The following is a 23,777-nucleotide window of genomic DNA, read 5'->3' as shown; positions in this document are numbered from 1 at the left end:
TGTCCGTTTTTTCGGGTACCGCAAGGCCCGCTCCCCGGGCGGCAGTCGGCCGACTCGGCCCCGGTTCGCCGTTCGCTCTCCCGGCCCGGTCCGGACACCCTCCCTTCCGGTCCTCGCCTCAGACTTCGGGGCGCAGCATCGGAGGGTTGAGCAAGGTGGCTCCGCCGGCCCGGAAGAGTTGGGCGGGGCGTCCGCCCTGCCGGGTGGTGGTGCCGCCGGTGGGAACGAGGAAGCCGGGGGTGCCGGTCACCTTGCGGTGGAAGTTGCGCGGATCGAGGGCCACACCCCAGACGGCCTCGTAGACGCGTCGCAGCTCGCCGACGGTGAACTCGGTGGGGCAGAACGCCGTGGCAAGCGACGAGTACTCGATCTTGGAGCGGGCGCGCTCCACCCCGTCCGCCAGGATCTGTGCGTGGTCGAAGGCGAGCGGCGCCACGGGTTCGCCGTCACGGCCGTAGCCGCCCTGCTGGAGCAGTTCCTCGACCGGTGCCCAGCGGGCGTTGCTGGCGTCGCCGCCCGCGCGGGGGGCGGGCAGGTCGGGGGCGAGTGCGAGGTGGGCGACGCTGACCACGCGCATGCGCGGGTCGCGCTTGGGGTCGCCGTACGTCGCGAGCTGCTCCAGGTGCGCACCGTTGTCCTGGACGGGCACGGCGGGGTCGTGGGCGCGCATGCCGGTCTCCTCGGCCAGCTCGCGCGCGGCCGCCTGGGCCAGGTCTTCATCGGCCCGCACGAATCCGCCGGGGAGGGCCCAGCGCCCCTGGAACGGCGGCTCGCCCCTGCGTACCGCCAGCGCGCACAGGGCATGGCGGCGCACGGTCAGCACGACCAGGTCCACGGTGACGGCGAAGGGCGGAAAGGCTGACGGGTCGTAGGGCATGCGGCGATCATAGTCGTCTTCCTGACGATAAACACTCCCCTCGTCGGTCGCATCGATGGCTGATCCATTGCGCTGCGGGACATGGCTCCGCTTCCGTTCCGGGCGGTCGTGGCCGGGACCGTCCCCGGAGGTCACACCCCCAGTTGCAGCCCGTCGGCCGCCTCCTCGACCATGGCGAGGCCCAGTCGGCCGACCCGCACGGAGAAAGGTGCTCCGGCGACCCGCAGACCGGTGAGGACGATCTCCCCGAGCGGTGCGCTGCGTGCCGGGCGGAGGGTGACCGTCCCTGCCGGGGCATCGGGGCGGATCCCCACGAGCGCGGTCAGAAGCTGCACCCCGGCCGCCGCCGCGGTGGCGGCCGGCCGGCAGGCCGCCGGGTGGGGAAGAGGAGCGCTCCCGTCGGTGCGCTGCTCCCCCGCGTACATCTCCGGCATGCGGTGCCCGAAGGCCTCGGCCGCTGCCAGGGTGCCGCGCAGCAGCGCGTTCGCCTCCTTCTCGTATCCGGCGGCGATCAGGCCCGCCACGGCGACAGCCGTCTCGTGGACCCGTACGGCACCACTGCGGTGACCGAACGGGTTGTGTCCCGCCTCCTTCGCGCCCAGACCGCGCAGCCCCCAGCCGGAGTCCATGGCCGGGCCGCCGAGCAACCGGGCGAGTTGCTCGGTCTGCACCTTGTCGAGCAGCCCGGGCGCCTGTTCGCCGCCGCCCAGCAGGCCGGTGTCGAGGAGGTGGACGGCGCTCGCGCCCAGATGCGGCACGAGGCGCCCGTCCGACAAACGGGCTGCCGCCGGTCGGCCGCCCCCTAGGTCGTCGATCCAGAACTCCTGCTGGAACGACGCCCGCAGACTCCTGGCCCACTCCCGCAGCCAGGCGCCGCCCGGCCTGCCGGACGAGTCGAGCAGATCCGCGCCCAGCAGCGCCGCACGATGGGCGTGTGCCTGGGTTTCGCAGCGGGCGGGCCCTCCGGGCTGCGGGTCGCACAGATACGTGCCGTCGCCCACGCTGTTGCGCAGCCAGGCCAGGCACTGCTCGGCGGACGGCAGCAGTTCCTCCGCCTCCTGCTCGGGGAGCCCCCAGCGGCGCGCCTCCGCGAGCAGGACCGGGAAGAGCAGCGTCGCCTCCGTACCCGTACAGCTCGGCGGCAGATGCGTGCCCGCGTCCCGGCGCGGACCCGGGATCATTCCGGCTCGGGGCGCCGGTGCCTGGAGCTGGGTGCGGGCCAGGGTGCGCAGCGTGCCCGTGGCGAGCCGGGTACCGAGGGGCAGCGCCATCCGGGCCGCAGCGAGCGCCTCTGCCGGGGCCAGGCCGCAGCGCCAGGGCACACCTGCGGCGAGGTGGCTGTCGGAGGGGTGGGCCGGATCGCGCAGCAGCAGGGCCTGGAGGTCTTCGACGCTCGTCCGCAGCAGGGCCTGGACGCCCGGGTGGTCACCCGCGGCCCGCGCCGGGGCCAGGGGGGTCGTCGCCGCCCGGCCCACGGCCCGGACGGGCCCCGCCCCGTCCGGTCGCACCCGTAGTTCCACGCTCGCGCTGCCGCCGGGTGGCAGCTCGAACTCCCAGCGCAGCAGCCCCGCCGAGGCCAGCGCGTCGGAAGGCGGCGGCTCGGCAGTCACGCAGGCGTTTCCCGCGGCGCTCGACCAGCGCAGGCCGGAGTCGTGGACGCTGGCGGACAGTTCGGGCCCGGTGGCGCCGGAGGCGATGGCGCCGAGAGGTGCCAGATCCGTCCCGAGGGCGACCTCGACCGGCAGGCGCAGGGGGCGGACGGCCGCGCTGCGGAGCGTGATCCGCTCGGTGCCCTCCGCGTGGCGGATCCGCTCGACCACGACGTCCGGATCCGGACCGGAGTCCGGGGAGGCCCGCAGGGTGCCGACGAAGCGGGCCTGGTCCGCGGCGGTCATCCGGGCGTGGATCGCGAGCGGTTCGCGACCCGCGACGCGCACCTGGCACCGGGAGAGCACCCGCTTGCCCGCTCGGTAGAACCCTTCCAGCCCCTGCCCGGTCAGCTGCCCCTGATCGGTGGAGATCGCGAGTCCGGGGAGGGCGATGCAGATCATGGCGGTGTGGGTGGACGGCAGGTCGATGGGGCGGCGTGGTTGCGGCGCCGGTGGCTGCGGCTGTACGGGAGGGGAGCCGGCCGGGGGTGGTGGCGGGCGGTGGGAGCGGGGTGGGAATGCTCGGTCGGGGCCCGCAGGGTCCGGGACGGGGGGTGCTGCGGTGCGGGAACGGAAATCCGGTGCGGCGGCCCCTGCGGCACGCACAGCGGGTCCTGCCGCACGCACACCGGATCTTGCCGCACGCTCAGTGGATCCTGCCGCACGCTCAGTGGGCTCCTGCTGAAAGCCGCCAGATTCCGAGGTATGTCCGCGAGATGCTCCCTGGTCGCGATCCGGCAGGGCCGAGGCGTGCCCGAACGAGCCCATGCCGAAGTCGGGAGAGCCTTGTTCGCGTCCGCGCGGCGCCGGGCCGGGGCGCGGAAAGCCCGGGCCGGTCGGGTCCGTGCCGTCCGGGGGGCGCGGCCTGCCGTGGTCCGGGCCGACGGGTGCCCTGGACCGGCCGGCGGGCGAGTGGTCGTCGGCGGCGAAGGGCGGAGTCGGCTGATGCATGGGGCGGCTTCCTCTGCGCGCTGTGCGCCTCGGGCGTGTGCGGCGCCGGGTGGGAGTTCCGGAGGTACCTGGGCAGGGCGGCGGCACGCCCGGTCCAGGCGATCCGCCACTCAGGTGAACGGGGTGACGCTCCTCCGGGTCACGCCCGAGAGCGGGTAACCCGACCGAATGGCGGCGGTTCCCCGAATCCGCCGCGAGCACGGTTCGCGGTGCTCCGTGGATCATCGGACGACCGCCGTCGAGCGGACAGCACCGCGTGGTCTGTGCTGTGCGGGTGCTCACTCCTCCCCCTGGGTATCCGTGCTCTCCGGGCGGGCCGCTCCGGGGCAGGTGCCACGGCGGCGCACGACGTCTTTGCCCGAAGGGCGCGGACGTGTCCGGGCAGGCCGCGCGGACAGGGGGTGCGTGCCTGCCTTGGGTGAGCGTGGGCGCGGCACCCTTGTTGCCTTGCGCCGTCCTTCTGCTGCGGCCGGTCCCGCGGCGGCGTCGGCCGGTGTCGGGGCACGCTCGCCCTGCCGCCCGGACGTCTGCGACGGTGCTGTGGATGCGGTGGCGGGTGCCACGGCATCAGGGTTGCTCTGCACGGCGTCGAGTGGCTCGGTCGGCGTTGCCGCACGGCCCGTGCGTTCCGCGCGCAGGCAGCGGCGGATCGACTCGGGGTCCAGGCCCTCGTTGCAGGCCTGGTGCAGGAGGCGGGCGAAGAGGTAGCCGGGATCCGCGCCGAGTGCCATCGCGAGCGCCTCCCTGGCCTCCAGGTCGTCACCCGTGGACCAGGCGACCCAGCCGGCGAGGGTGAGCGGCGCCGCGGCGTGCTCGCCGTACGGGCCGACGCAGCGGCGCGCCAACGCCCGCCAGAGCCGGAGGGCAGGTGCGGCCTCGTCGCCCTCCATCCACTCCGCGGCGCGATCGCGGGTCGCGCGGTCCTGCAGGCCGAGGATCAGCGCGGCCGCTTCGTCGTGGGTGAGGAGTCCATCGTCGCGGAGGTCCGACGTGAGCGCGCCGGCGAGAGCGGGTGCGTCGGCGAGGCGCTTCATGACCCGCGCCGCCAGTTCCATGGTTTCCGCGGCCACTTCGCCGCGGCCGACGCCGTCGAGGAGCCTGGGGACCAGGGACATGCTGGCGGTGTCCAGGGCGACTTCCTGTTCCAGGGCGGCCGCGGTCTCCCAGGGAAACAGCCTGGCGCGCAGCTCCCGCAGTGTGCCGCGCACCTGCAGACCGGCGTAGGTGGCGGCTGCGGCCAGCACGGAGGTGCCGGGCAGGCCCATCGAGGTGCCCTGCGGTGGGCAGCAGCGTTCGTCGGCGCAGCAGTACGACCAGAAGCGGCCGTCCGAGATGCACAGGGCCTCGATCACCGGGACGTCGAGGTGTCCGCACTCGGTGCGCAGCTTCTGGGCCAGGGGCCGCAGCCGCTCCATGACGTCTCGGCCGGTCTCGCCCGGTGCCGGTTCCTGGCAGAGGTAGGCGACCATCTGCTCGGGCCGGGCGCCTCGGCGTTCGCTGCCGATCACCAGTCCGTGGGCGAGCTGCCGGGCCGCGGGCGGCCAGTCCTCCGGGTTCGTCGGGATGCCGAGCCGGGCCCGGCCTCCGAAGCGTCCGCGCCCGTCCCGGTCGTGGAGGGCGACCAGCACGATGCTGTCCTCCGGGCGGTACCCGAGCAGGTAGGGCAGCGCGTCGGCCAGTTCGGCGGGGGTGCGCAGGGTGACCTGTGGGGCGCCGTGCCCCGCGTAGGCACTGCACTCGAGGCGATCGGTGCGGTGGGCGGCCCCGGCGTCGGTGTCCTGCGGGAGGGAGTCGGTGGGGTCGAAGGGCTTGTGGTGGCGGATGAAGTGACTGTTTTCGGGGTTTCCAGCGGTTTCGCCGTGATTCGTCATGCGCAGACGATCTCGCGAATTGCGAGATTCCGCTTTGCCCTGTGGATAACTCCAATCAGGGACACGTCAAATCCACAGCAGGCTCGGATTGTCGGTGCCTTCCTGTTGTATGGGACGCATGGAGCACACGAACAACGCGGAACTCCGGGCGGCTGCCGATACGGTCCTCGCCCGCCTCGTCGGGGACGCCACCGGCGCGGCACGACTGCGCGAGGACCAGTGGCTGGCGATCGAGGCGCTGGTCGCCGACAGACGTCGGGCCCTGGTCGTCCAGCGCACGGGGTGGGGCAAGTCCGCGGTCTACTTCGTGGCCACGGCACTGCTCCGGGCCCGGGGCAGCGGCCCGACCGTGATCGTCTCCCCGCTCCTCGCGCTCATGCGCAACCAGGTCGACGCCGCGGCCCGGGCCGGCATCCATGCGCGCACCATCAACTCCTCCAACACCGAGGAATGGGACACCGTCCAGGACGAAATCGCCGCGGGCCAGGTCGACGTCCTGCTGGTCAGCCCGGAACGACTGAACAACCCGGACTTCCGCGACCAGGTCCTGCCCAAGCTCGCCGCCGCGACCGGCCTCCTCGTCGTGGACGAGGCCCACTGCATCTCCGACTGGGGCCACGACTTCCGCCCGGACTACCGGCGGCTGCGCACCATGCTCGCCGACCTGGCACCGGGAGTGCCGGTGCTCGCGACCACCGCCACCGCCAATGCGCGCGTGACCGCCGATGTCGCCGAGCAGCTCGGCACCGGTGGTACGTCCGACGCCCTGGTGCTGCGCGGCCCTCTGGACCGGGACAGCCTGAGCCTGGGCGTGCTGCGGCTCCCGGACGCCGCGCACCGCATGGCGTGGCTGGCCGATCACCTCGACGAACTGCCGGGTTCCGGGATCGTCTACACGCTCACCGTGGCCGCCGCCGAGGAGGTCACCGCCTTCCTGCGGCAGCGGGGGCACACCGTCTCCTCGTACACGGGCAAGACGGAGAACGCCGACCGGCAGCAGGCCGAGGACGACCTGCTCGCCAACCGGGTGAAGGCCCTGGTCGCCACGTCCGCGCTCGGCATGGGCTTCGACAAGCCCGACCTCGGCTTCGTCGTCCACCTGGGCTCCCCTTCCTCCCCCATCGCCTACTACCAGCAGGTCGGCCGTGCCGGACGAGGTGTCGAGCACGCCGAGGTGCTCCTGCTCCCGGGTCCGGAGGACGAGGCGATCTGGCAGTACTTCGCCTCCCTCGCCTTCCCTTCCGAGGACTTGGTGCGCCGCACGCTCGACGTCCTCTCGCGCGCGGACAGGCCCTTGTCGCTGCCCGCCCTGGAACCGCTGGTGGAGCTGCGCCGATCACGCCTGGAGACCATGCTCAAGGTCCTCGACGTCGACGGCGCCGTCCAGCGGGTCAAGGGTGGCTGGATCGCCACCGGGCAGCCGTGGACGTACGAGGCGGAGCGCTACGACTGGGTGGCCCGCCAGCGCAAGGCCGAACAGCAGGCGATGCGCGAGTACGCGTCGACGACCGGCTGCCGCATGGAGTTCCTGCAGCGCCAACTGGACGACGAGGGCGCCAAGCCCTGCGGCCGCTGCGACAACTGCGCGGGCGCGCGCTTCGGTGCGGACACGTCCACGGCGGCGTTGGACGCCGCACGCAGTGATCTGGGCCGGGCGGGCGTCGAGGTGGAGCCGCGCCGCATGTGGCCGACGGGGCTTCCGGCGATCGGTGTCGAGCTCAAGGGCCGCATTCCGCCCGGCGAGCAGGCCGCTCCCGGACGGGCCCTGGGCCGGCTCTCGGACATCGGCTGGGGCAATCGGCTACGGCCGATGTTCGCGCCGCAGGCTCCGGACGGTCCCGTGCCGGACGACGTGGCCAAGGCTGTCGTGGACGTCCTCGTGGACTGGGCCAAGGGACCCGGCGGCTGGGCCTCGGGGGCGGCGGACGCCCAGGCGCGTCCCGTGGGCGTCGTCACCATCGCCTCACGCACCCGCCCCCGGTTGATCGACTCCCTGGGGGCACACATCGCCGAGATCGGCCGACTGCCGCTGCTCGGCTCGGTGACGTACACCGGCGACACCCCGCCGGTCTCGCGGAGCAACAGCGCACAGCGGCTGAAGGCCCTCGACGGGGCGCTGACCGTACCGCCGGAACTTGTGTCCGCCCTCGAGGGGGCGCACGGCCCGGTCCTCCTCGTGGACGACTTCACCGAGACGGGCTGGACCCTCGCGGTCGCGGCCCGCATGCTCCGCCGGGCCGGCGCCCAGGGGGTGTTGCCTCTGGTCCTGGCCGTACAGGGCTGATCGAGCGCCGCAGGCCGGTACCGCGCGAGCGCACGCCGTCGTCGCGCACCGTCATCGCACTCCCTCACCGCTCACTGCGATGGCGGACAGCGATGGCGGACTGCGATGGCGCGCTGTCTTGGCCGCGGACCGCTCGTGCCGCCGCAGACAGCCGTTGTTCAGGGAGAGTTGGGTAGTGGCCTCGAGCGCTCCTCGTCCAGCGCGGCTGCCCCACGCATCGCAGGATGGCACACGGGGTAGGGATATAAGTCGCGGATCACCAGATACCGGTCGGCGGCCCCAATTGCTCGTTGCCGCAACCAAGTTCGACAGGAAGAATTGAACTCCGCTCCCCGCGCGACTTGTCCGTGGTCCGGCAGGGCTCCGTTGCGGTGTGCGCTCCCCCGAATCCGACCCCGCCCGCAGTGTGGGCGTGTAGCCGAAGGGAGGACCGTGACCTTCGGATTCACTCCGTCACCCGCGGCATCCACGTCGACCTCTGCCGACTTGTCCGCCGCCCCTCTGGCCCGCATGCTCGAACCCGCGGAGTGGGCCGCTGCCGGGATCCCGCTGCTGCGCAATCCACGCGAGGTGGTCAGCGGACTGCACGCGCGCCACCACCCCAAGCCGGAGACGGCCGTCGTGGCCGTCCTGGACTCCGACGAGCGGCTTCGGGCCAGCGCCTCGTTCACACGCCGGTCGGCTCCGGCCGACGGCTGGATGTTCCGCAACGCCCTGCTCGCCCAGCTGCGCCGGGTCATCCCGCACGATCTGCGCCGGCGGACGCCCGTGCGCACCGCCGTCCTGCTCTACTGCCGTGACGGCGACGCGCGTTGGACGCAGGAGGACGGAGCGTGGATGTGGGGCCTGCGTGACGCCTGCACCTTGCACGGCCTGCGCTGTGGTGCGTACATCACGCTGACACGGGACGGCTGGCAGGTCCTCGGCGAGGGCCGGGGCGGACGCCGTCCCCACGCGGATTCCGCGCCGGAGCCGTTCGCCACCTCCGAGTCACCGCCTCCCCTGCCGCGCACGGGTGGCGCCGCCTCGGAGATCCTGCGCCGGGCGGCCGCCCGCTGACTCCACGGTCATGGTTCCGACAGTCCTCCGACGGAACGTTCCTCCATCGGTAGGACCGTCTCCCGCACGACGCCACCGAACCACCGTGTCCGCACGCCCAGCGACCAGCCCGCACGTCGGGCTTGCACCACGACGACCGGCCGATACATCGGCGCAGAACGACCGGCCGACACCTCGACAGGGCGTGCCGAAGCGGCCGGGCGCCTGGGCGCACAGGCCCTCAGCGCTCACCCGCGCATGCGGAAACCCCCACCGTGCGGTGCCGCCGCAGCGGCGCCTTCCCCCTGCGCTCCCGGGCGAACCGGAAACGGCTCAGACGCCCGCGCCCAGCACCGAGTTGATCTGCTGCGGGTCACCGCAGACGATCAGCAGGGCGCCGGCCCGGCCGAGAGCCAGGGGCAGAGCTGCGGCCGCAGTGGTGTCGGGTCCACCGTTCACGGCGACCACTACCACGGCACGCGAGGCCGCACGGTCCGCGACGGCGGCGTCCGCGTAGAACACGTCGTCACCGGCGTCGTGCTGCGCCCAGTAGGAGGCTTCGCCGAAGGACAGCTCGTGGGCGGCCCACGGATGCTGCTCACCGGTAGTGATCACCAGTACGTCGCCAGGGGCACGGCCCGACTCCAGCAGCAGGTCGACGGCTTCCTCGGCAGCATCGAGCGCACCCTCGGCCGAGGCCGGGATCAACTGGATCTGCGGAGTCGCCGAGGCCGGAGCGGAGGCGGGGACAGCCGGACCGGCGGGTCCGGGCTTGGCCGGAGTCGCGTCACGGGGCGTCCGTTGCGCCGGTGCCGTGGGCCGCAGGGGCCCGGGGCGACCAGGACGGGGCGGAGCCGCGGGGCGGGGTCCGGGTACGGGGCGGGGGGTCGGCGCGGTGCGGCCGCTGGCCGGCGTGGCGCGGGGACCCTGGGCACTCTCGTGAATCTGAGGCTCCTCGGGAATGAGAGGCATGGGCTGATATTTATCAAACGTTGGTGCGGCTCACGTGAACGGGTGGCACATGAGTGCGAACGGAACGGTCAGAAATCGAAGCCGAGCTGTCCCTCGATCTCCGGAACACTCCGTTCCGCCCAGCTGCGGACCTTCTTGAGATGCCGCCACCGGGGCAGCGCATCAAGATACGCCCACGACAATCGGTGGTACGGGGTGGGGCCCCGCTCCTCCAGTGCGGCCTTGTGCACGGGCGACGGATACCCGGCATTGTCCGCGAAACCGAAGTCTGCATGGTCGATACCCAGTTCGGCCATCATTTTGTCGCGCTGAACCTTGGCGATCACCGAAGCCGCCGCCACCGCCACACACGACTGGTCCCCCTTGATCACCGTGCGGACCCGCCAGGGGGCGCCGAGGTAGTCGTGCTTCCCGTCGAGGATCACCGCCTCGGGACGGACCGGCAACGACTCAAGAGCCCGCCCGGCAGCCAGCCGCAGCGCGGCCGTCATCCCAAGGGCGTCGATCTCCTCCGGGGACGCATGCCCCAGGGCATAGGACGTCACCCACTTCTGCAGCTCCAGGGCAAGCTCGTTGCGACGCTTGACGGTGAGCAGTTTGGAGTCGGTGAGGCCATCGGGGGGCCGACGCAGTCCGGTGACCGCTGCACAGACGGTGACGGGGCCGGCCCAGGCGCCGCGCCCTACCTCGTCGACACCGGCAATGATCTTCGCTCCGGTCGTTGCGCGAAGAGAGCGCTCGACGGTGTGAGTAGGTGGTTCGTACGGCATGGCGCCCTTAGCGTACGCCGCCCGGATCACCCGGCGATACCCCGGTTTCCCCGAGTGACGCCACGCCTTTCCGAACCCCGCGGTCAGTCCGCGCCCGGCCTGAGCAGCGGCAGCATCAGCTGGTCGATCATTTCCGCCAGATCCTGGTCGTTCCATTCGCTCGCGCACATCTTGGCGCGATACATCATCATGGCCGGGATGGCATCGATGACGTAGCTGTTCGCCGCATCGGGCCGCACCTCGCCGCGTTGGATTCCACGGGTTATGACCTCGCGAAGCAGTGTCAGGGTCGGCTCGACGACACCTTCGAAGATCACACTGTGGAAGCGCTCGGCCTGGAGTTGATCGCACTCGTGAATGACCGCGCGCAGCGCGATACCGGGGCGGGAGTACATGGCATCACGCGCCAGACGGCACAGCGCGAGCAGGTCCTCGCGCACGCTGCCCAGATCGGGCACGGCATCCATGCGCGGCAGCCCGGCCCGCAGCGCGTCGGCGACGAGATCCTCCTTGGACGGCCAGCGGCGATAGACCGCGGCCTTGCCCGTCTGGGCTCCGGCGGCGACACCCTCCATCGTGAGGCCGTTCCAGCCGACCGTACTGAGCTGCTCCAGCGCGGCATCGAGGATCGCACGTTCGAGCACGGCGCCCCGCCGGCGGGGCGAGGCCGCCTGAGCGGGGGCGGCCGTCCAGCGCGAGGTAACCATCGGCGTCTCCAACGAACAGGGAAAGCGGAAGTGCGGGGAACGGACGGACATCGCGAGGCCGCGAAAGGGGGAAGGCCACGCGACAACAAATTAAGTGAACGCTTGCGTTCACTACTGGGGACTCACTACCGTTGACGCGACAGTGAACGCGAGCGTTCACTAACGCACTTGTGGGGGACCCATAGTGACAACCTCTCAGTTGATTCAGGACCAGAAACCAGGTGCGGCCCGCCGACAGGGACGCCCCGGCATCGCACTCACCGTCATCGCGGCCTGCCAACTCATGGTGGTACTCGACGCGACGATTGTGAACATCGCACTCCCGCACATTCAAGACGCGCTCAAGTTCAGCACGACCGACCTCACCTGGGTCGTCAGCTCCTACACGCTCACCTTCGGTGGCCTGCTGCTTCTCGGTGGCCGCGCAGGTGACATCCTTGGCCGCCGCCGGGTCTTCATGACCGGCATCCTGCTCTTCACCTTCGCCTCGCTGCTCGGCGGACTCGCCCAGGAACCTTGGCAGTTGCTGGCTGCACGCGTCCTCCAGGGGGTGGGAGGCGCGATCGCGTCGCCCACGTCGCTGGCACTCATCACCACCACGTTCCCCGAAGGCCCGGAACGGAACCGGGCCTTCGGCGTCTTCGCCGCGGTGTCGGCGGGCGGTGGAGCCATCGGCCTGCTCGCCGGCGGCATGCTCACCGAATGGCTCGACTGGCGGTGGGTGCTGTTCGTCAACGTGCCGATCGGCATCCTGATCGCCGTACTCACGCCGCTCTACATCAACGAGTCCGAACGCCACTCCGGCCGCTTCGACATCGCGGGCGCCCTGACGTCGACGGCCGGCATGGCGTCCCTCGTCTACGGGTTCATCCGGGCGGCGGACGAGGGCTGGCGGGACACTCTGACCATCGGGTCCTTCGTCGCCGCGGTGGTGCTGCTGCTGGCCTTCGCCTTCATCGAGTCCCGAGCCAAAGAGCCGATCACCCCGCTGAGGATGTTCGCCGACCGCAACCGCTCCGGCACGTACGTGATCATGCTGAGTCTGGCCGCGGCGATGTTCGGCATGTTCTTCTACATCGTTCTCTTCGTGCAGAACGTGCTGGAGTACAGCCCGATCGAGGCGGGCCTCGCCTTCCTGCCGGTCACCGTCGTGATCGCCCTTGGCGCGGGACTGTCGCAGCGTTTCCTGCCGGTGCTCGGACCCAAGCCCTTCATGATCGCCGGCTCGACCCTGACAGCGCTCGGACTGGCCTGGCAGTCGTTGATCAGCTCCGACAGCACGTACGTGGGCGGCGTTCTGGGACCGATGCTGCTGTTCGGTTTCGGCATGGGGCTGAACTTCGTGACCCTGACGATCACCGCGGTCTCCGGAGTCGCCCAGCACGAGGCCGGCGCGGCGTCCGGACTGCTGAACGCCACCCAGCAGGTGGGCGGCTCGCTGGGCCTCTCGATCCTTACGACGGTGTTCGGCTCGGCCAGCAGGGACGAGGCGGAGAAGCAAGTCCCGAAGTTCATGGCGGACGCCTCCCCGGAGCAGAAGGCGGAGTTCGCCCAGACCCAGCAACTGCCCGGCCCCTGGGGGCACGAGGTGCTCACCCAGGGCATCTCGACGGGCTTTGTGGCGGCTGCCGCCATGGGCGTCCTCGCCCTCGCCACCGCCTGGTTGGTGATCCGGGTCCGCAAGAGCGACCTGGAAGCCCTGTCGGGTACAGCGGGTCCCATGGCCGGTTGATCCGGCCGGACTGTCACAGGACCGCGGATGGCCAGGCCTCGCCCGGGGAACCGACGGCGAGGGCGACGGCCCGGTCATCCGCGCCCACCGCACCCGCACGAAAGCCACCCACGCAAGAAACAGGCCCAGCCCCACGCGCACGTCCACCGCCTGCCCCCTCCCGCGAAGTCTGTCCGTGTGAGCCCCTGCATCACACGGCGCATGTCACGAGAACGAGCGCACGGTCACGCAGAGTTCCCAATATGTACGGAGAGTTTCCGCCGAGAAGGGCGCTCCGACCGCGTACTGAGGACGAGGTCGCGCTGCGGCGATCAAGGATCACGGGGCAGCGCCCGCGAGCCGGAACCCTGGGGCCAGGAGCCGTCACGCAACAGCGGAAACTCCGCTAGCCACCGCACCCACCCGTGGTCCACTCCGGGAGAGCCTCGGTCCGCTCCACCCATGCCGTCGGCGGCACGCCGTTCTTTGCGGCGGCGAGCACCCCGCCCACGATGGCGCACGTGGTGTCCACGTCGCCCCCGGCCTGCGCGGTCGTCCAGAATGCCTCTTCGTAGTCACCGAGGGCACGCGCGGCGGACCAGAGGGCGAAGGGCACGGTGTCGTGGGCCGTCGTCCGTCGTCCGCACCCCAGCACCGCCGCGACGGTGCCGGCATCACCGTAGTCCAGCATGTCGCGGGCCCTGCGCAGGCCCGCGCCGACGGCGCTCTTGGGGACGAGTGCGATCACGCCGTCGAGGAGTTCACCGGCACTGGGCGGACCGCCGGGAGCGCCGGCCAGCGCCGCAGCCGCGGCGACGGCCATGGCACCCACGACGCCCTCTCGGTGCTGGTGGGTGGGGTAGGCGGAGATCTCGGCCTGGTGGGTCGCCTGCTCCGGATCGTCCGCGTACCAGGCACCCAGCGGGGCGATCCGCATCGCCGCGCCGTTGCCCCAGGATCCCTGGCCCTTGAAGAGCCCTGCGGCGAGCTCGCGCCAGTCGCCACCCTCCCTGACCAGCCGCAGCAGGCGGTTCACGGCGGGGCCGTAGCCCCGGTCGAAGTCGTGGTGCTCGGCGAAGGAGAGGGCGAGCGCGTCCTGGTCGATGCGGTGGTGGGCGGCCAGGACCGCGACCACGGAACAGGCCATTTCCGTGTCGTCCGTCCACTGCCAGGGGCCGTCCGGCAGCTCACGGCGCTTCAGCAGCGGGTAGTTCACCGGGACGAAGAACTGTGAGCCCAGCGCGTCGCCCACCGACAGTCCGCGCAGGCTGGCGAGGGCGCGGTCCAGGCGCCCGTCGGGGGAGGAATCAGCGGTCATCGCTCTGCCACTCTATCCGGTGATTCCGTACGGTTCCGGATCTCGCCAGCGTTCGAAAGGCCGGTCAAGCGCGTACTTGCCGTTGTCCCCGAGAACGAGCATCCGCACCTCCGCGTTCCCGGGATTCGACAGCGACTCGAATTCCGCGACCGTCCAGTGGAACCAGCGCATGCAGAACAGCCGCATCGCCAGTCCGTGTGTCACCAGCAGCACGTTCGGCGGATGGTCGGGGGCCTCGAAGCTGCGGTACAGGCTCTCCAGGAAGCCGCCGACCCGGTCGTAGACGTCGGCGCCGGACTCGCCCTGGGCGAAGCGGTAGAAGAAGTGTCCGTAGGCGTCGCGGTAGGCCTTCTGAAGACGTACGTCGTCGCGGTCCTGCCAGTTCCCCCAGTCCTGCTCGCGCAGGCGGGGCTCCTCCCGCACGCGTATGAGCTCGGGGTCGAGGTGGAAGGCGCGCAGCGTCTCGTGCGTACGGCGGTAGGGGGAGACGTACACACTGACGCGCTCGTGGCCGAACAGCTCGCGCAGCCCCTTGCCCGTCTCCTCTGCCTGCCGCCAGCCCCGTTCGGTCAGGGCCAGCGCGTGGTCGGGTTCGCGCTCGTACACGCTGTCATCAACATTGCCCGTTGACTCTCCGTGCCGGACAAGGACGATGCGCCGTGGTCGTGCCATGCCAAGACCCTAGATCGGTTGACGCCCCTTCGAGCACCCGTACGGGCTCCATACGGCGTAGGTCACACAATTCCTGCACCAGGGGCCACACCCGGCGGCCCCGTTCCCGGGTCAAACCGTCCAGGTGGACTCCAGGTCCACGATGTCCCCCGTAAGGGAGGCGACGTCGGCTTCCGTCTGGGCTCGCAGGGCCAGTCGCTCCACCCGCTCGGTCCGGTACTTGCCGTGCTCGGCTGCCGAGAGCCACATCGACAGCACCAGGAACTCGTGGCCCGGCGCCTCGCCGAACAGCCCGCGGACCATGCCGGGCGAACCGGCCATCGCGGGGTTCCAGACCTTCTCCTGCATGAGGGTGAAGTGCTCGGCCCGCTCCTCGTGCACCCGGCAGTGCGCGACCCGCAGCAGGTCGGCGTCGGTGAAGCGCGGCTCGAAACCGGTCTTCACGTCGAAACGGTGATCGAACAGTTTGACCTGCGCGTCCTTGAACGTCCCGGACTGCGACGCCGCCAGCCGGTCGTGGGAACGCGCCATGAAGGAGTCGTAGAAGGCACGGCTCTCCCAGAAGGCGAAGATGTGCGCCACTCCGGGCCGCCCCCGGCTCCAGCCGCCTCCCTGTCCCCGAAACCCCGGCTCCCCCAGAAGCCCCGCCCACTTTCGCTGCCCCCGCTCGAAACCGCGGCGGTCCACCACGGTGCAGCGAATCCACTTGACCAGCACCGCGCCATGGTAAGGCCACGGAGCGTGGCGTCGGTCACCCTCGCGCGGACAGCTCTGCCGCGCAGGCACGCGCGTGCGTGGCAGGATGGACAATCGGCCTGGTCTGCCCGGCAGTTCAGGCCACGAGCACCTGGCGAACGGGGAAGGGGATCTGGTGAACGGCCTCAACAAGGGGATCCGGAAGGTCGAGATCGCGCTCAGATGGGACCCCAGTCCCGCGGGACAGCCGCCGACCGACCTGGACCTCGTCGCGGCGACATACCTGGCGAGCGATCCGTACGGCACCCCGGCCTTCGTGGTGCACTTCGACAGCCGCTCCCCCGACGGCACCATCTATCTCAACCGCGACAGCCACGACGGCAAGGGCTTCGGCTGGGACGAGATCATGACGGTGGAACTCAACCGGCTCGACAGCCGGTACGCGCGCGTGGTGGTCGGTGTCATCATCCAGCAGCGCTCCGCCTCACGTACGTTCGTCGGCGTGGCCAATCCGGGACTGCGTATCCGCGAGGGCTACACCGAACTGGCCACGGACGACTTCGGCAGCGTCCTCGGCGCTACGGCGGCCACGGTGGCGGAGTTCGAGCGGCAGGAGGACGGCAGCTGGGACTTCCACCCCGGTGTGCACGGTTTCGAGGGCGACCCCGCGACCTTCACGCAGACCATGGGCAGGACGCACCAGCCCTGACCCGGGCGCTGCCGACGGCTACGACAGAGAGGGGCGCCGACCGAGTGTCGGCGCCCCTCCTCGTCAGGGACTACCCGTCAGGCGGGGTGACCCCCGGCCCGACGGTCAGCTGCAGCCGCTGGTCGAGCCGCAGCCCTCGCAGATGTAGCAGGAACCGGCGCGCTGCATCTTCGTACCGCAGGAGAAGCAGAGCGGGGCGTCGGCCTGGATGCCCAGCTGCATCTCCACCAGCTCGGCGCTGGTGTGGGCCTGCTTCGGGGCGGGCTTGGCCGCCTCGACCTCGGCCTTGGGCGTGGCGACGGCCTTCAGCTCCTGGGCGCGGGGCGCCGACTGCGCCAGTCCCTCGACGTCGACCTCGACGTCGTCGGACTGCTCGTACGAGCCGGTCTCCAGGTGGCGCTGGCGCTCCTCGGCGGAGTGGATGCCGAGCGCGGAGCGCGTCTCGAAGGGCAGGAAGTCCAGCGCCAGGCGGCGGAAGATGTAGTCGACGATCGACTGGGCCATCCGCACGTCCGGGTCGTCCGTCATACCGGCCGGCTCGAAGCGCATGTTGGTGAACTTCGAGACGTACGTCTCCAGCGGAACGCCGTACTGGAGGCCGACAGAGACGGCGATGGAGAAGGCGTCCATCATGCCCGCGAGGGTCGAGCCCTGCTTCGACATCTTCAGGAAGACCTCGCCGAGACCGTCGTCCGGGTAGGAGTTCGCGGTCATGTAGCCCTCGGCGCCGCCGACCGTGAAGGACGTCGTGATGCCGGGACGGCCCTTGGGGAGGCGCTTGCGGACCGGACGGTACTCGACGACCTTCTCGACCGTCTCGCGGATGGTCGCCTCGGCCTTCGCCGTGACCTCGGCCTTCTCCTTCTCCTTGGTCTTCGCGGAGAGGGGCTGGCCGACCTTGCAGTTGTCGCGGTAGATCGCGAGCGCCTTGACGCCCATCTTCCAGGCCTCGAAGTAGATCTCCTCGACCTCCTCGACGGTCGCCGACTCCGGCATGTTGACCGTCTTGGACAGGGCGCCGGAGATCCACGGCTGGATCGCGGCCATCATGCGGACGTGGCCCATCGCCGAGATGGAGCGCTCGCCCATGGCGCAGTCGAACACCTCGTAGTGCTCGTGCTTGAGGCCGGGGGCGTCGACGACATTGCCGTGCTCGGCGATGTGGGCGACGATCGCCTCGATCTGCTCCTCCTGGTAGCCCAGGCGGCGCAGGGCCTGCGGGACGGTGCCGTTGACGATCTGCATCGAGCCGCCGCCGACCAGCTTCTTGAACTTGACCAGCGCGAGGTCGGGCTCGAGGCCGGTGGTGTCGCAGGACATCGCCAGACCGATGGTGCCGGTCGGGGCGATGACGGACGCCTGGGAGTTACGGAAACCGTTCTTCTCGCCGAGACGGAGCACGTCCTGCCAGGCCTCGGTGGCGGCGGCCCAGATCGGCGTGTCCAGGTCGTCCATGCGGACGGCCTTGGTGTTCTCGTCCGCGTGCTGCTTCATGACACGCAGGTGCGGCTGGGCGTTGCGGGCGTAGCCGTCGTACGGGCCGACGACCGCGGCGAGCTCGGCGGAGCGCTTGTACGACGTACCGGTCATCAGGGAGGTGATGGCGCCGGCGAGGGCACGGCCGCCGTCGGAGTCGTAGGCGTGGCCGGTCGCCATCAGCAGGGCACCGAGGTTGGCGTAGCCGATGCCGAGCTGACGGAACGCGCGCGTGTTCTCGCCGATCTTCTGGGTCGGGAAGTCCGCGAAGCAGATGGAGATGTCCATCGCGGTGATGACGAGCTCGACGACCTTGGAGAAGCGCTCGACGTCGAAGGACTGGTTGCCCTTGCCGTCGTCCTTGAGGAACTTCATCAGGTTCAGCGAGGCGAGGTTGCAGGACGTGTTGTCCAGGTGCATGTACTCGCTGCAGGGGTTCGAGCCGTTGATACGGCCCGACTCCGGGCAGGTGTGCCAGTGGTTGATGGTGTCGTCGTACTGGATGCCCGGGTCGGCGCAGGCCCAGGCGGCCTCGGCCATCTTGCGGAAGAGGGCCTTGGCGTCGACCTCTTCGATGACCTCGCCGGTCATCCGCGCGCGGAGGCCGAACTTGCCGCCCTGCTCGACCGCCTTCATGAACTCGTCGTTCACGCGGACCGAGTTGTTGGCGTTCTGGTACTGGACGGACGTGATGTCGTCGCCGCCCAGGTCCATGTCGAAGCCCGCGTCACGCAGGGCGCGGATCTTCTCCTCTTCCTTCACCTTGGTCTCGATGAAGTCCTCGATGTCGGGGTGGTCGACGTCGAGAATGACCATCTTGGCGGCGCGGCGGGTGGCACCGCCGGACTTGATGGTGCCGGCCGAGGCGTCGGCACCGCGCATGAAGGAGACCGGGCCGGAGGCGTTGCCGCCGGAGGACAGCAGCTCCTTGGAGGAGCGGATGCGGGAGAGGTTCAGGCCGGCGCCGGAGCCGCCCTTGAAGATCATGCCCTCTTCCTTGTACCAGTCGAGGATCGACTCCATGGAGTCGTCGACGGCGAGGATGAAGCAGGCGGAGACCTGCTGGGGCTGGGGCGTGCCGACGTTGAACCAGACGGGGCTGTTGAAGCTGAAGATCTGGTGCAGGAGGGCGTACGCCAGCTCGTGCTCGAAGATCTCCGCGTCGGCGGGCGAGGCGAAGTACTTGTAGTCCTCGCCGGCCTTCCGGTACGTCTTCACGATGCGGTCGATCAGCTGCTTGAGGCCGGTCTCGCGCTGCGGGGTGCCCACGGCACCGCGGAAGTACTTGCTGGTGACGATGTTGACCGCGTTCACCGACCAGAAGTCGGGGAACTCGACGCCACGCTGCTCGAAGTTGACCGAGCCGTCGCGCCAGTTGGTCATGACGACGTCACGGCGCTCCCACTGCACCTCGTCGTACGGGTGCACGCCCGGGGTGGTGTGGATGCGCTCGATACGCAGGCCCTTGGTGGCCTTGGCGCCCTTCGCTCGGGAACCTCGTGCCGGACCGCTCGCCGTCTCTGTCATGCCGCCTCCCTGTACGGGCTAAAACGCCCTGAAGTGCCCCGATGTTCCCGTGGCACGGTGTTCTGTCTGGTGTTGCGGGCACCTCACGCTGCCGCCCGCAACAGGTCTTCGGTCGCCGCCGCGCGGCCGGACCCGGGGTCCTGGTCCCGGATCCGCCGTCGGTCAGTCGGCGGCGTTGGCGGGCACGGGGACCTGTGCAGTCCCTCCGGACCCGCGCTCGTCTTCCTGGCTCCCCGCGACAGCCGCTCCACGGTCCTCGTCGTCCGCGGCGGGTCGTCCCGTCTGTTCCCTGAGTTCCGCGATGGCGGCCTCGAAGTCCTCAAGCGAGTCGAACGCCCGGTAGACGGAGGCGAATCGCAGATAGGCGACGAGGTCGAGCTCCTGCAGCGGGCCGAGTATGGCCAGCCCCACGTCGTGGGTGGTCAGCTCGGCGCTGCCGGTGGCCCGTACCGCCTCCTCGACCCGCTGGCCGAGCTGGGCGAGCGCGTCCTCGGTGACAGGCCGCCCCTGGCATGCCTTGCGCACACCGTTGATGACCTTGGTACGGCTGAAGGGCTCGGTGACTCCGGACCGCTTCACCACCATGAGCGAGCACGTCTCCACGGTCGTGAAACGACGGGAGCAGTCAGGGCACTGGCGGCGCCTGCGGATCGACGTGCCGTCGTCGGTCGTACGGCTGTCGACCACACGGCTGTCGGGGTGCCTGCAGAAGGGGCAGTGCATGGACTCCAACCCTCCTCACAGCAGACTCAATAGCCTCGCTGGACCTCACGGGCCCCTCGAAGCAGCCCCAAGCATAGGCGATCGCCGAGGGTCCGAAGACCCGGGGGACCACAACTTCTGGGCCACTGCAGCAATCCAACCACTAGATGTGGGGATTGGCTCATACATACACGCCACGCGCGCGTGTCGCGCCCGTACGGGCGGACGCCTCCGCAACAGGCGCCCCGCCGCGACACGGCGCAACTCGGTGGCGCACAGCCGTACCGCTGCCGCTCATGCGGAGATACGGTGAGCGCGACAGGGAGGCGACGTGGGACTCCCGCACAGATGAGGGTCGGGTCCCGGTCGGCCGGACGCCGGATGGCAGACTGGAGCGGCAGCCGCGAGGTCGCCACCCCGGCGGTGAAGAGTACAGCAATAGGCCCTTTTGTCCGTCAGGCGCCGCGTCAGCCATACACCCAGACACATGATCGCGTCAGGTGAAGCGCGATTTTTCACTCGAACGTGTGTTTGGCGCAACCTTTCGAAAGCAACTACCGTTGTCCAGCAGGGAGACCATCGAGAGGGGCCGACGACGTGACCACCACCGCAGACAGTGCCACCATCACTGCCCAGGACCGCTCCCAGGGCCGACTTGAGCCGGTGCATGCGATGAACGAAGCCGCGAATCCCGACGGGCACAAGCGCTCCCTGCCGGGCCGACCTCCAGGCATCCGGGCCGACAGCTCCGGGCTCACCGACCGGCAGCGCCGGGTCATCGAGGTCATCAGGGACTCCGTGCAGCGCCGCGGCTACCCGCCGTCGATGCGCGAGATCGGCCAGGCGGTCGGCCTCTCCAGCACTTCCTCGGTCGCACACCAGCTCATGGCACTGGAGCGCAAGGGCTTCCTCCGCCGCGACCCGCACCGCCCCCGCGCGTACGAGGTGCGCGGCTCGGACCAGGCAGCCTCCGTGCAGCCCACGGACACCGCCGGCAAGCCTGCCGCGTCGTACGTCCCGCTGGTCGGCCGCATCGCCGCCGGTGGCCCCATCCTCGCGGAGGAGTCCGTCGAGGACGTCTTTCCTCTCCCCCGGCAGCTCGTCGGCGACGGCGAGCTGTTCGTCCTGAAGGTCGTCGGCGACTCGATGATCGAGGCCGCGATCTGTGACGGCGACTGGGTCACGGTCCGCCGCCAGCCGGTCGCCGAGAACGGCGACATCGTGGCCGCGATGCTCGACGGCGAGGCCACGGTCAAGCGCTTCAAGCGCGAGGACGGCCACGTCTGGCTCCTCCCGCACAACTCGGCCTACGAGCCGATCCCCGGCGACGACGCGACCATCCTCGGCAAGGTGGTCGCGGTGCTGCGGCGCGTCTGAGCGCAACGCGCGCGGCAGGCTCGCCCATCCGACCGGGCCCCGGAACCCCTGCGCCGGTTCCGGGGCCCTGCGCTGTCCGGCCTGAGATGACAGGCCGCTGCTGAGCGGTGGTGGGCCCCTCCCGGGGCCGGGAGGGGCCCACCACCGCTCACTCGTCTCCGGCCTGCGTTTCCGCCTGCTTCGCTGCCGCGTCGATCGCCGCCAGCGACCTGCGGACCTGCTGACGGTCCGTGGTGTACCAGAAGTCGGGCAGTGACGCCTTCAGATAGCTCCCGTACCGAGCCGTGGCCAGTCGCTGGTCCAGTACGGCGACCACGCCGCGGTCCCCCGAGGCGCGGACGAGGCGACCGGCGCCCTGGGCCATGAGCAGCGCCGCGTGGGTCGCCGCCACCGCCATGAAACCGTTGCCTCCGGCGTCCTCCACCGCCTTCTGGCGAGCGCTCATCAGCGGATCGTCGGGGCGCGGGAACGGAATCTTGTCCATGACGACGAGTTGGCAGCTGGGTCCGGGCACATCAACGCCCTGCCAGAGCGAGAGCGTGCCGAAGAGACAGGTCCTCGGGTCGGCCGCGAAGCTCTTGATCAGCTCGCCGAGCGTCTCCTCGCCCTGAAGGAGGATCGGGAACTCGGGGATGCGGGAGCGCAGCTCCTCGGCGGCGAGCTGGGCGGCCCGCATCGAGGAGAACAGCCCGAGCGTACGGCCCCCGGCCGCCTGGATCAGCTCGGTGAGCTCATCCAGCATGTCCGCCCGGTCGCCGTCCCGCGCGGGTCGCGACAGATGCTTGGCGACGTACAGGATGCCCTGCTTCGGATAGTCGAAGGGCGAGCCGACGTCGACGCCCTTCCACTGCGGAACGTCGTCGCCCTCGGTGCCTTCGGGAGCGAGTCCCAGGGAGGCGCCGACGCCGTTGAAGTCGCCGCCCAGCTTCAGCGTCGCGGAGGTCAGGGTCACCGAACGGTCTGTGAACAGCTTCTCGCGCAGCAGCCCCGAAACCGACATGGGGGCGACGCGGAGGGAGGCGCCGAAGCGGTCGTGCCGCTCGTACCAGACGACGTCCCACTCGGAGCCGTTCGTGATCCGCTCCGCCACATCGTGCACGGTCTCCACGGAAGCCAGCGCCTGCTTGCGGACCGCGTCCTCGTCCTGCACCGACTTGTCACGGGTCGCCCCGATCGCGGAGATCACCGTGCGGCAGGCGTCGCGCAAGGCCATCAGCGCGTAGCCGAGATCCTCGGGGATCTCCTCCAAGCGGCCGGGCAGAGCCAGCTCCATCAGCCGCTCGAAGCCCTCGGCGGCGGTCTGGAGCTGGTCGGCGGCCTTCTCGTTGACCAACTTGGCCGCGCGGCGCACGGCACGGTTGACCTGGCCCGGAGTGAGCTCGCCGGTGGCGACGCCGGTGACCCGGGAGACCAGCTCGTGGGCCTCGTCGACGATGAGCACCTCGTGCTGCGGCAGGACCGGGGCGCCCTCGATGGCGTCGATCGCGAGCAGCGCGTGGTTCGTCACGACGACCTCTGCGAGCTTGGCACGCTCGCGGGCCATCTCGGCGAAGCACTCGGCCCCGTACGCGCATTTCGTGGCGCCCAGGCACTCCCGCGAGGAGACGGAGACCTGGGCCCAGGCACGGTCGGAGACACCGGGCGTGAGGTCGTCGCGGTCGCCGGTCTCCGTCTCGTCCGACCAGTCGCGCAGCCGCAGCAGGTCCTGGCCCAGCTTGCTGGTGGGCGCGGCCGCCTCGAACTGGTCGAACAGCCCCTCTTCCTCGTCCTGCGGCACGCCCTCGTGGAGACGGTGCAGACACAGGTAGTTCGATCTGCCCTTGAGCATGGCGAACTCCGGGCGGCGGCGCAGCAGCGGGTGGAGCGCGTCGACCGTACGCGGCAGGTCGCGCTCCACGAGCTGGCGCTGCAGGGCCAGCGTGGCCGTCGCAACGACTACGCGCTCCCCGTGCGCGAGCGCGGGCACGAGGTAGCCGAGCGACTTTCCGGTACCGGTGCCTGCCTGGACGAGCAGGTGGGAACCGTCGTCGATCGCCTCCGCGACGGCTTCGGCCATGGTCACCTGGCCGGGGCGCTCCGTACCGCCGACAGCAGTGACGGCAGCATGCAGGAGTTCGGGGAGTGAGGGCTTCGTCATAGCGCGACCACCCTACGGCCCGGCACTGACAAACGGGTGATCACGGGGGTGGCGGCGGTCTGGATCAAGACCGGACGTCCTCGGGCGGTGGGGGCGGAAAAGGGGAGGCGTGAGGGGTGAGGTGTGAGGTGTGAGGTGTTGGGGTGGGATGCCGCGTCAGGGCGGATCGAATCGAGGCGGATCGCGTCGGAACGGCCTGGCCCGGCCCGGTGTGCTTCCGGCCCACGCGACTCCCCCCGCCCTCGCTCCACTCGCCCTGAAATTTGTTCGCCGCGAACGGGAACCTGCGCGGCCCGAGCGGTGTACCAGAAATGACGATGTCGTCGCACGGCG

Annotated in this window: 17 protein-coding genes; 5 read left to right on the top strand and 12 right to left on the bottom strand. The window is 70.6% G+C overall.

The window, feature by feature from the left end:
• Positions 1–118: 118 nt before the first annotated feature.
• From ICC28_RS35405 to ICC28_RS35395, 3 genes are all read right to left on the bottom strand, one after another.
• Positions 119–877: an NUDIX hydrolase gene (locus ICC28_RS35405; RefSeq protein ID WP_188292918.1), complete on the bottom strand. Its 759-nt coding sequence runs from the start codon at positions 875–877 to the stop codon at positions 119–121.
• 131 nt (positions 878–1,008) lie between these two features.
• Complete coding sequence (locus ICC28_RS35400; RefSeq protein ID WP_188292917.1) at positions 1,009–2,928, bottom strand: glycogen debranching N-terminal domain-containing protein; 1,920 nt, start codon at positions 2,926–2,928, stop codon at positions 1,009–1,011.
• A gap of 827 nt (positions 2,929–3,755) precedes the next feature.
• Positions 3,756–5,348, bottom strand: coding sequence for a DUF4192 domain-containing protein (locus ICC28_RS35395; protein ID WP_188292916.1), 1,593 nt, complete (start codon positions 5,346–5,348; stop codon positions 3,756–3,758).
• Positions 5,349–5,466: 118 nt separating this feature from the next.
• Between ICC28_RS35395 and ICC28_RS35390 the strand changes: the two genes are divergently transcribed.
• The gene (locus ICC28_RS35390; RefSeq protein WP_188292915.1) at positions 5,467–7,632 is read left to right on the top strand and encodes a RecQ family ATP-dependent DNA helicase; all 2,166 of its coding nucleotides are present in this window, start codon (positions 5,467–5,469) and stop codon (positions 7,630–7,632) included.
• A 432-nt stretch (positions 7,633–8,064) separates the two neighbouring features.
• Positions 8,065–8,691: a hypothetical protein gene (locus ICC28_RS35385; RefSeq protein WP_188292914.1), complete on the top strand. Its 627-nt coding sequence runs from the start codon at positions 8,065–8,067 to the stop codon at positions 8,689–8,691.
• A 312-nt stretch (positions 8,692–9,003) separates the two neighbouring features.
• On the opposite strand, the gene ICC28_RS35380 is transcribed toward ICC28_RS35385, so the two are convergent.
• The 3 genes from ICC28_RS35380 to ICC28_RS35370 form a co-directional block, all read right to left on the bottom strand.
• Positions 9,004–9,642: a hypothetical protein gene (locus ICC28_RS35380; protein WP_188292913.1), complete on the bottom strand. Its 639-nt coding sequence runs from the start codon at positions 9,640–9,642 to the stop codon at positions 9,004–9,006.
• 68 nt (positions 9,643–9,710) lie between these two features.
• Positions 9,711–10,412, bottom strand: a complete 702-nt coding sequence (locus ICC28_RS35375) for a ribonuclease HII (protein ID WP_188292912.1) — start codon at positions 10,410–10,412, stop codon at positions 9,711–9,713.
• An 83-nt stretch (positions 10,413–10,495) separates the two neighbouring features.
• Complete coding sequence (locus ICC28_RS35370; RefSeq protein WP_188292911.1) at positions 10,496–11,119, bottom strand: TetR/AcrR family transcriptional regulator; 624 nt, start codon at positions 11,117–11,119, stop codon at positions 10,496–10,498.
• Between the two features lie 184 nt (positions 11,120–11,303).
• On the opposite strand from ICC28_RS35370, the gene ICC28_RS35365 reads away from it, so the two are divergent.
• Positions 11,304–12,851 (top strand): MFS transporter, encoded by a 1,548-nt coding sequence (locus ICC28_RS35365; RefSeq protein ID WP_188292910.1) that lies wholly within the window; start codon positions 11,304–11,306, stop codon positions 12,849–12,851.
• 385 nt (positions 12,852–13,236) lie between these two features.
• On the opposite strand, the gene ICC28_RS35360 is transcribed toward ICC28_RS35365, so the two are convergent.
• The 3 genes from ICC28_RS35360 to ICC28_RS35350 all read right to left on the bottom strand — a co-directional run bounded on the left by ICC28_RS35360 (position 13,237) and on the right by ICC28_RS35350 (position 15,537).
• The gene (locus ICC28_RS35360) at positions 13,237–14,148 is read right to left on the bottom strand and encodes an ADP-ribosylglycohydrolase family protein (protein ID WP_188292909.1); all 912 of its coding nucleotides are present in this window, start codon (positions 14,146–14,148) and stop codon (positions 13,237–13,239) included.
• A 12-nt stretch (positions 14,149–14,160) separates the two neighbouring features.
• Positions 14,161–14,820: a histidine phosphatase family protein gene (locus ICC28_RS35355; protein ID WP_188292908.1), complete on the bottom strand. Its 660-nt coding sequence runs from the start codon at positions 14,818–14,820 to the stop codon at positions 14,161–14,163.
• A 111-nt stretch (positions 14,821–14,931) separates the two neighbouring features.
• Positions 14,932–15,537: a YdbC family protein gene (locus tag ICC28_RS35350; RefSeq protein ID WP_188292907.1), complete on the bottom strand. Its 606-nt coding sequence runs from the start codon at positions 15,535–15,537 to the stop codon at positions 14,932–14,934.
• Between the two features lie 154 nt (positions 15,538–15,691).
• On the opposite strand from ICC28_RS35350, the gene ICC28_RS35345 reads away from it, so the two are divergent.
• A complete protein-coding gene (locus ICC28_RS35345; protein ID WP_188292930.1) occupies positions 15,692–16,225 on the top strand; it encodes a TerD family protein in 534 nt (177 codons plus the stop codon).
• Between the two features lie 105 nt (positions 16,226–16,330).
• Here the strand turns inward: ICC28_RS35345 and ICC28_RS35340 are convergent, their stop codons facing one another.
• Both ICC28_RS35340 and nrdR read right to left on the bottom strand, forming a co-directional pair.
• Positions 16,331–19,228 carry a vitamin B12-dependent ribonucleotide reductase gene (locus ICC28_RS35340; RefSeq protein WP_188292906.1) on the bottom strand — a complete coding sequence of 966 codons (2,898 nt, stop codon included), beginning with the start codon at positions 19,226–19,228 and terminating at the stop codon, positions 16,331–16,333.
• Between the two features lie 162 nt (positions 19,229–19,390).
• The gene (gene nrdR, locus ICC28_RS35335) at positions 19,391–19,951 is read right to left on the bottom strand and encodes a transcriptional regulator NrdR (RefSeq protein WP_188292905.1); all 561 of its coding nucleotides are present in this window, start codon (positions 19,949–19,951) and stop codon (positions 19,391–19,393) included.
• A 576-nt stretch (positions 19,952–20,527) separates the two neighbouring features.
• Here nrdR and lexA point away from each other — a divergent pair.
• On the top strand, positions 20,528–21,307 hold the full coding sequence (gene lexA, locus ICC28_RS35330; RefSeq protein WP_093720509.1) for a transcriptional repressor LexA: 780 nt from the start codon (positions 20,528–20,530) through the stop codon (positions 21,305–21,307).
• Between the two features lie 148 nt (positions 21,308–21,455).
• Here the strand turns inward: lexA and ICC28_RS35325 are convergent, their stop codons facing one another.
• Positions 21,456–23,444 (bottom strand): ATP-dependent DNA helicase, encoded by a 1,989-nt coding sequence (locus tag ICC28_RS35325; protein WP_188292904.1) that lies wholly within the window; start codon positions 23,442–23,444, stop codon positions 21,456–21,458.
• Between the last annotated feature and the right edge of the window lie 333 nt (positions 23,445–23,777).

This window comes from Streptomyces sp. TRM68416, from assembly GCF_014596915.1.
Lineage (GTDB): Bacteria > Actinomycetota > Actinomycetes > Streptomycetales > Streptomycetaceae > Streptomyces.
The sequence above is the reverse complement of the archived record's forward strand: the minus strand, read 5'-3'. Positions and strand labels throughout refer to the sequence as shown.

Excerpts from the sequence above, each read along its gene's own strand:
- ICC28_RS35360 (WP_188292909.1), bottom strand. The coding sequence starts at position 14,148 with ATGACCGCTGATTCCTCCCCCGACGGGCGCCTGGACCGCGCCCTCGCC.
- ICC28_RS35390 (WP_188292915.1), top strand. The coding sequence starts at position 5,467 with ATGGAGCACACGAACAACGCGGAACTCCGGGCGGCTGCCGATACGGTC.
- ICC28_RS35325 (WP_188292904.1), bottom strand. The coding sequence starts at position 23,444 with ATGACGAAGCCCTCACTCCCCGAACTCCTGCATGCTGCCGTCACTGCT.
- ICC28_RS35405 (WP_188292918.1), bottom strand. The coding sequence starts at position 877 with ATGCCCTACGACCCGTCAGCCTTTCCGCCCTTCGCCGTCACCGTGGAC.
- ICC28_RS35375 (WP_188292912.1), bottom strand. The coding sequence starts at position 10,412 with ATGCCGTACGAACCACCTACTCACACCGTCGAGCGCTCTCTTCGCGCA.
- ICC28_RS35380 (WP_188292913.1), bottom strand. The coding sequence starts at position 9,642 with ATGCCTCTCATTCCCGAGGAGCCTCAGATTCACGAGAGTGCCCAGGGT.
- ICC28_RS35395 (WP_188292916.1), bottom strand. The coding sequence starts at position 5,348 with ATGACGAATCACGGCGAAACCGCTGGAAACCCCGAAAACAGTCACTTC.
- ICC28_RS35400 (WP_188292917.1), bottom strand. The coding sequence starts at position 2,928 with ATGATCTGCATCGCCCTCCCCGGACTCGCGATCTCCACCGATCAGGGG.
- ICC28_RS35370 (WP_188292911.1), bottom strand. The coding sequence starts at position 11,119 with ATGGTTACCTCGCGCTGGACGGCCGCCCCCGCTCAGGCGGCCTCGCCC.
- ICC28_RS35355 (WP_188292908.1), bottom strand. The coding sequence starts at position 14,820 with ATGGCACGACCACGGCGCATCGTCCTTGTCCGGCACGGAGAGTCAACG.
- ICC28_RS35340 (WP_188292906.1), bottom strand. The coding sequence starts at position 19,228 with ATGACAGAGACGGCGAGCGGTCCGGCACGAGGTTCCCGAGCGAAGGGC.
- nrdR (WP_188292905.1), bottom strand. The coding sequence starts at position 19,951 with ATGCACTGCCCCTTCTGCAGGCACCCCGACAGCCGTGTGGTCGACAGC.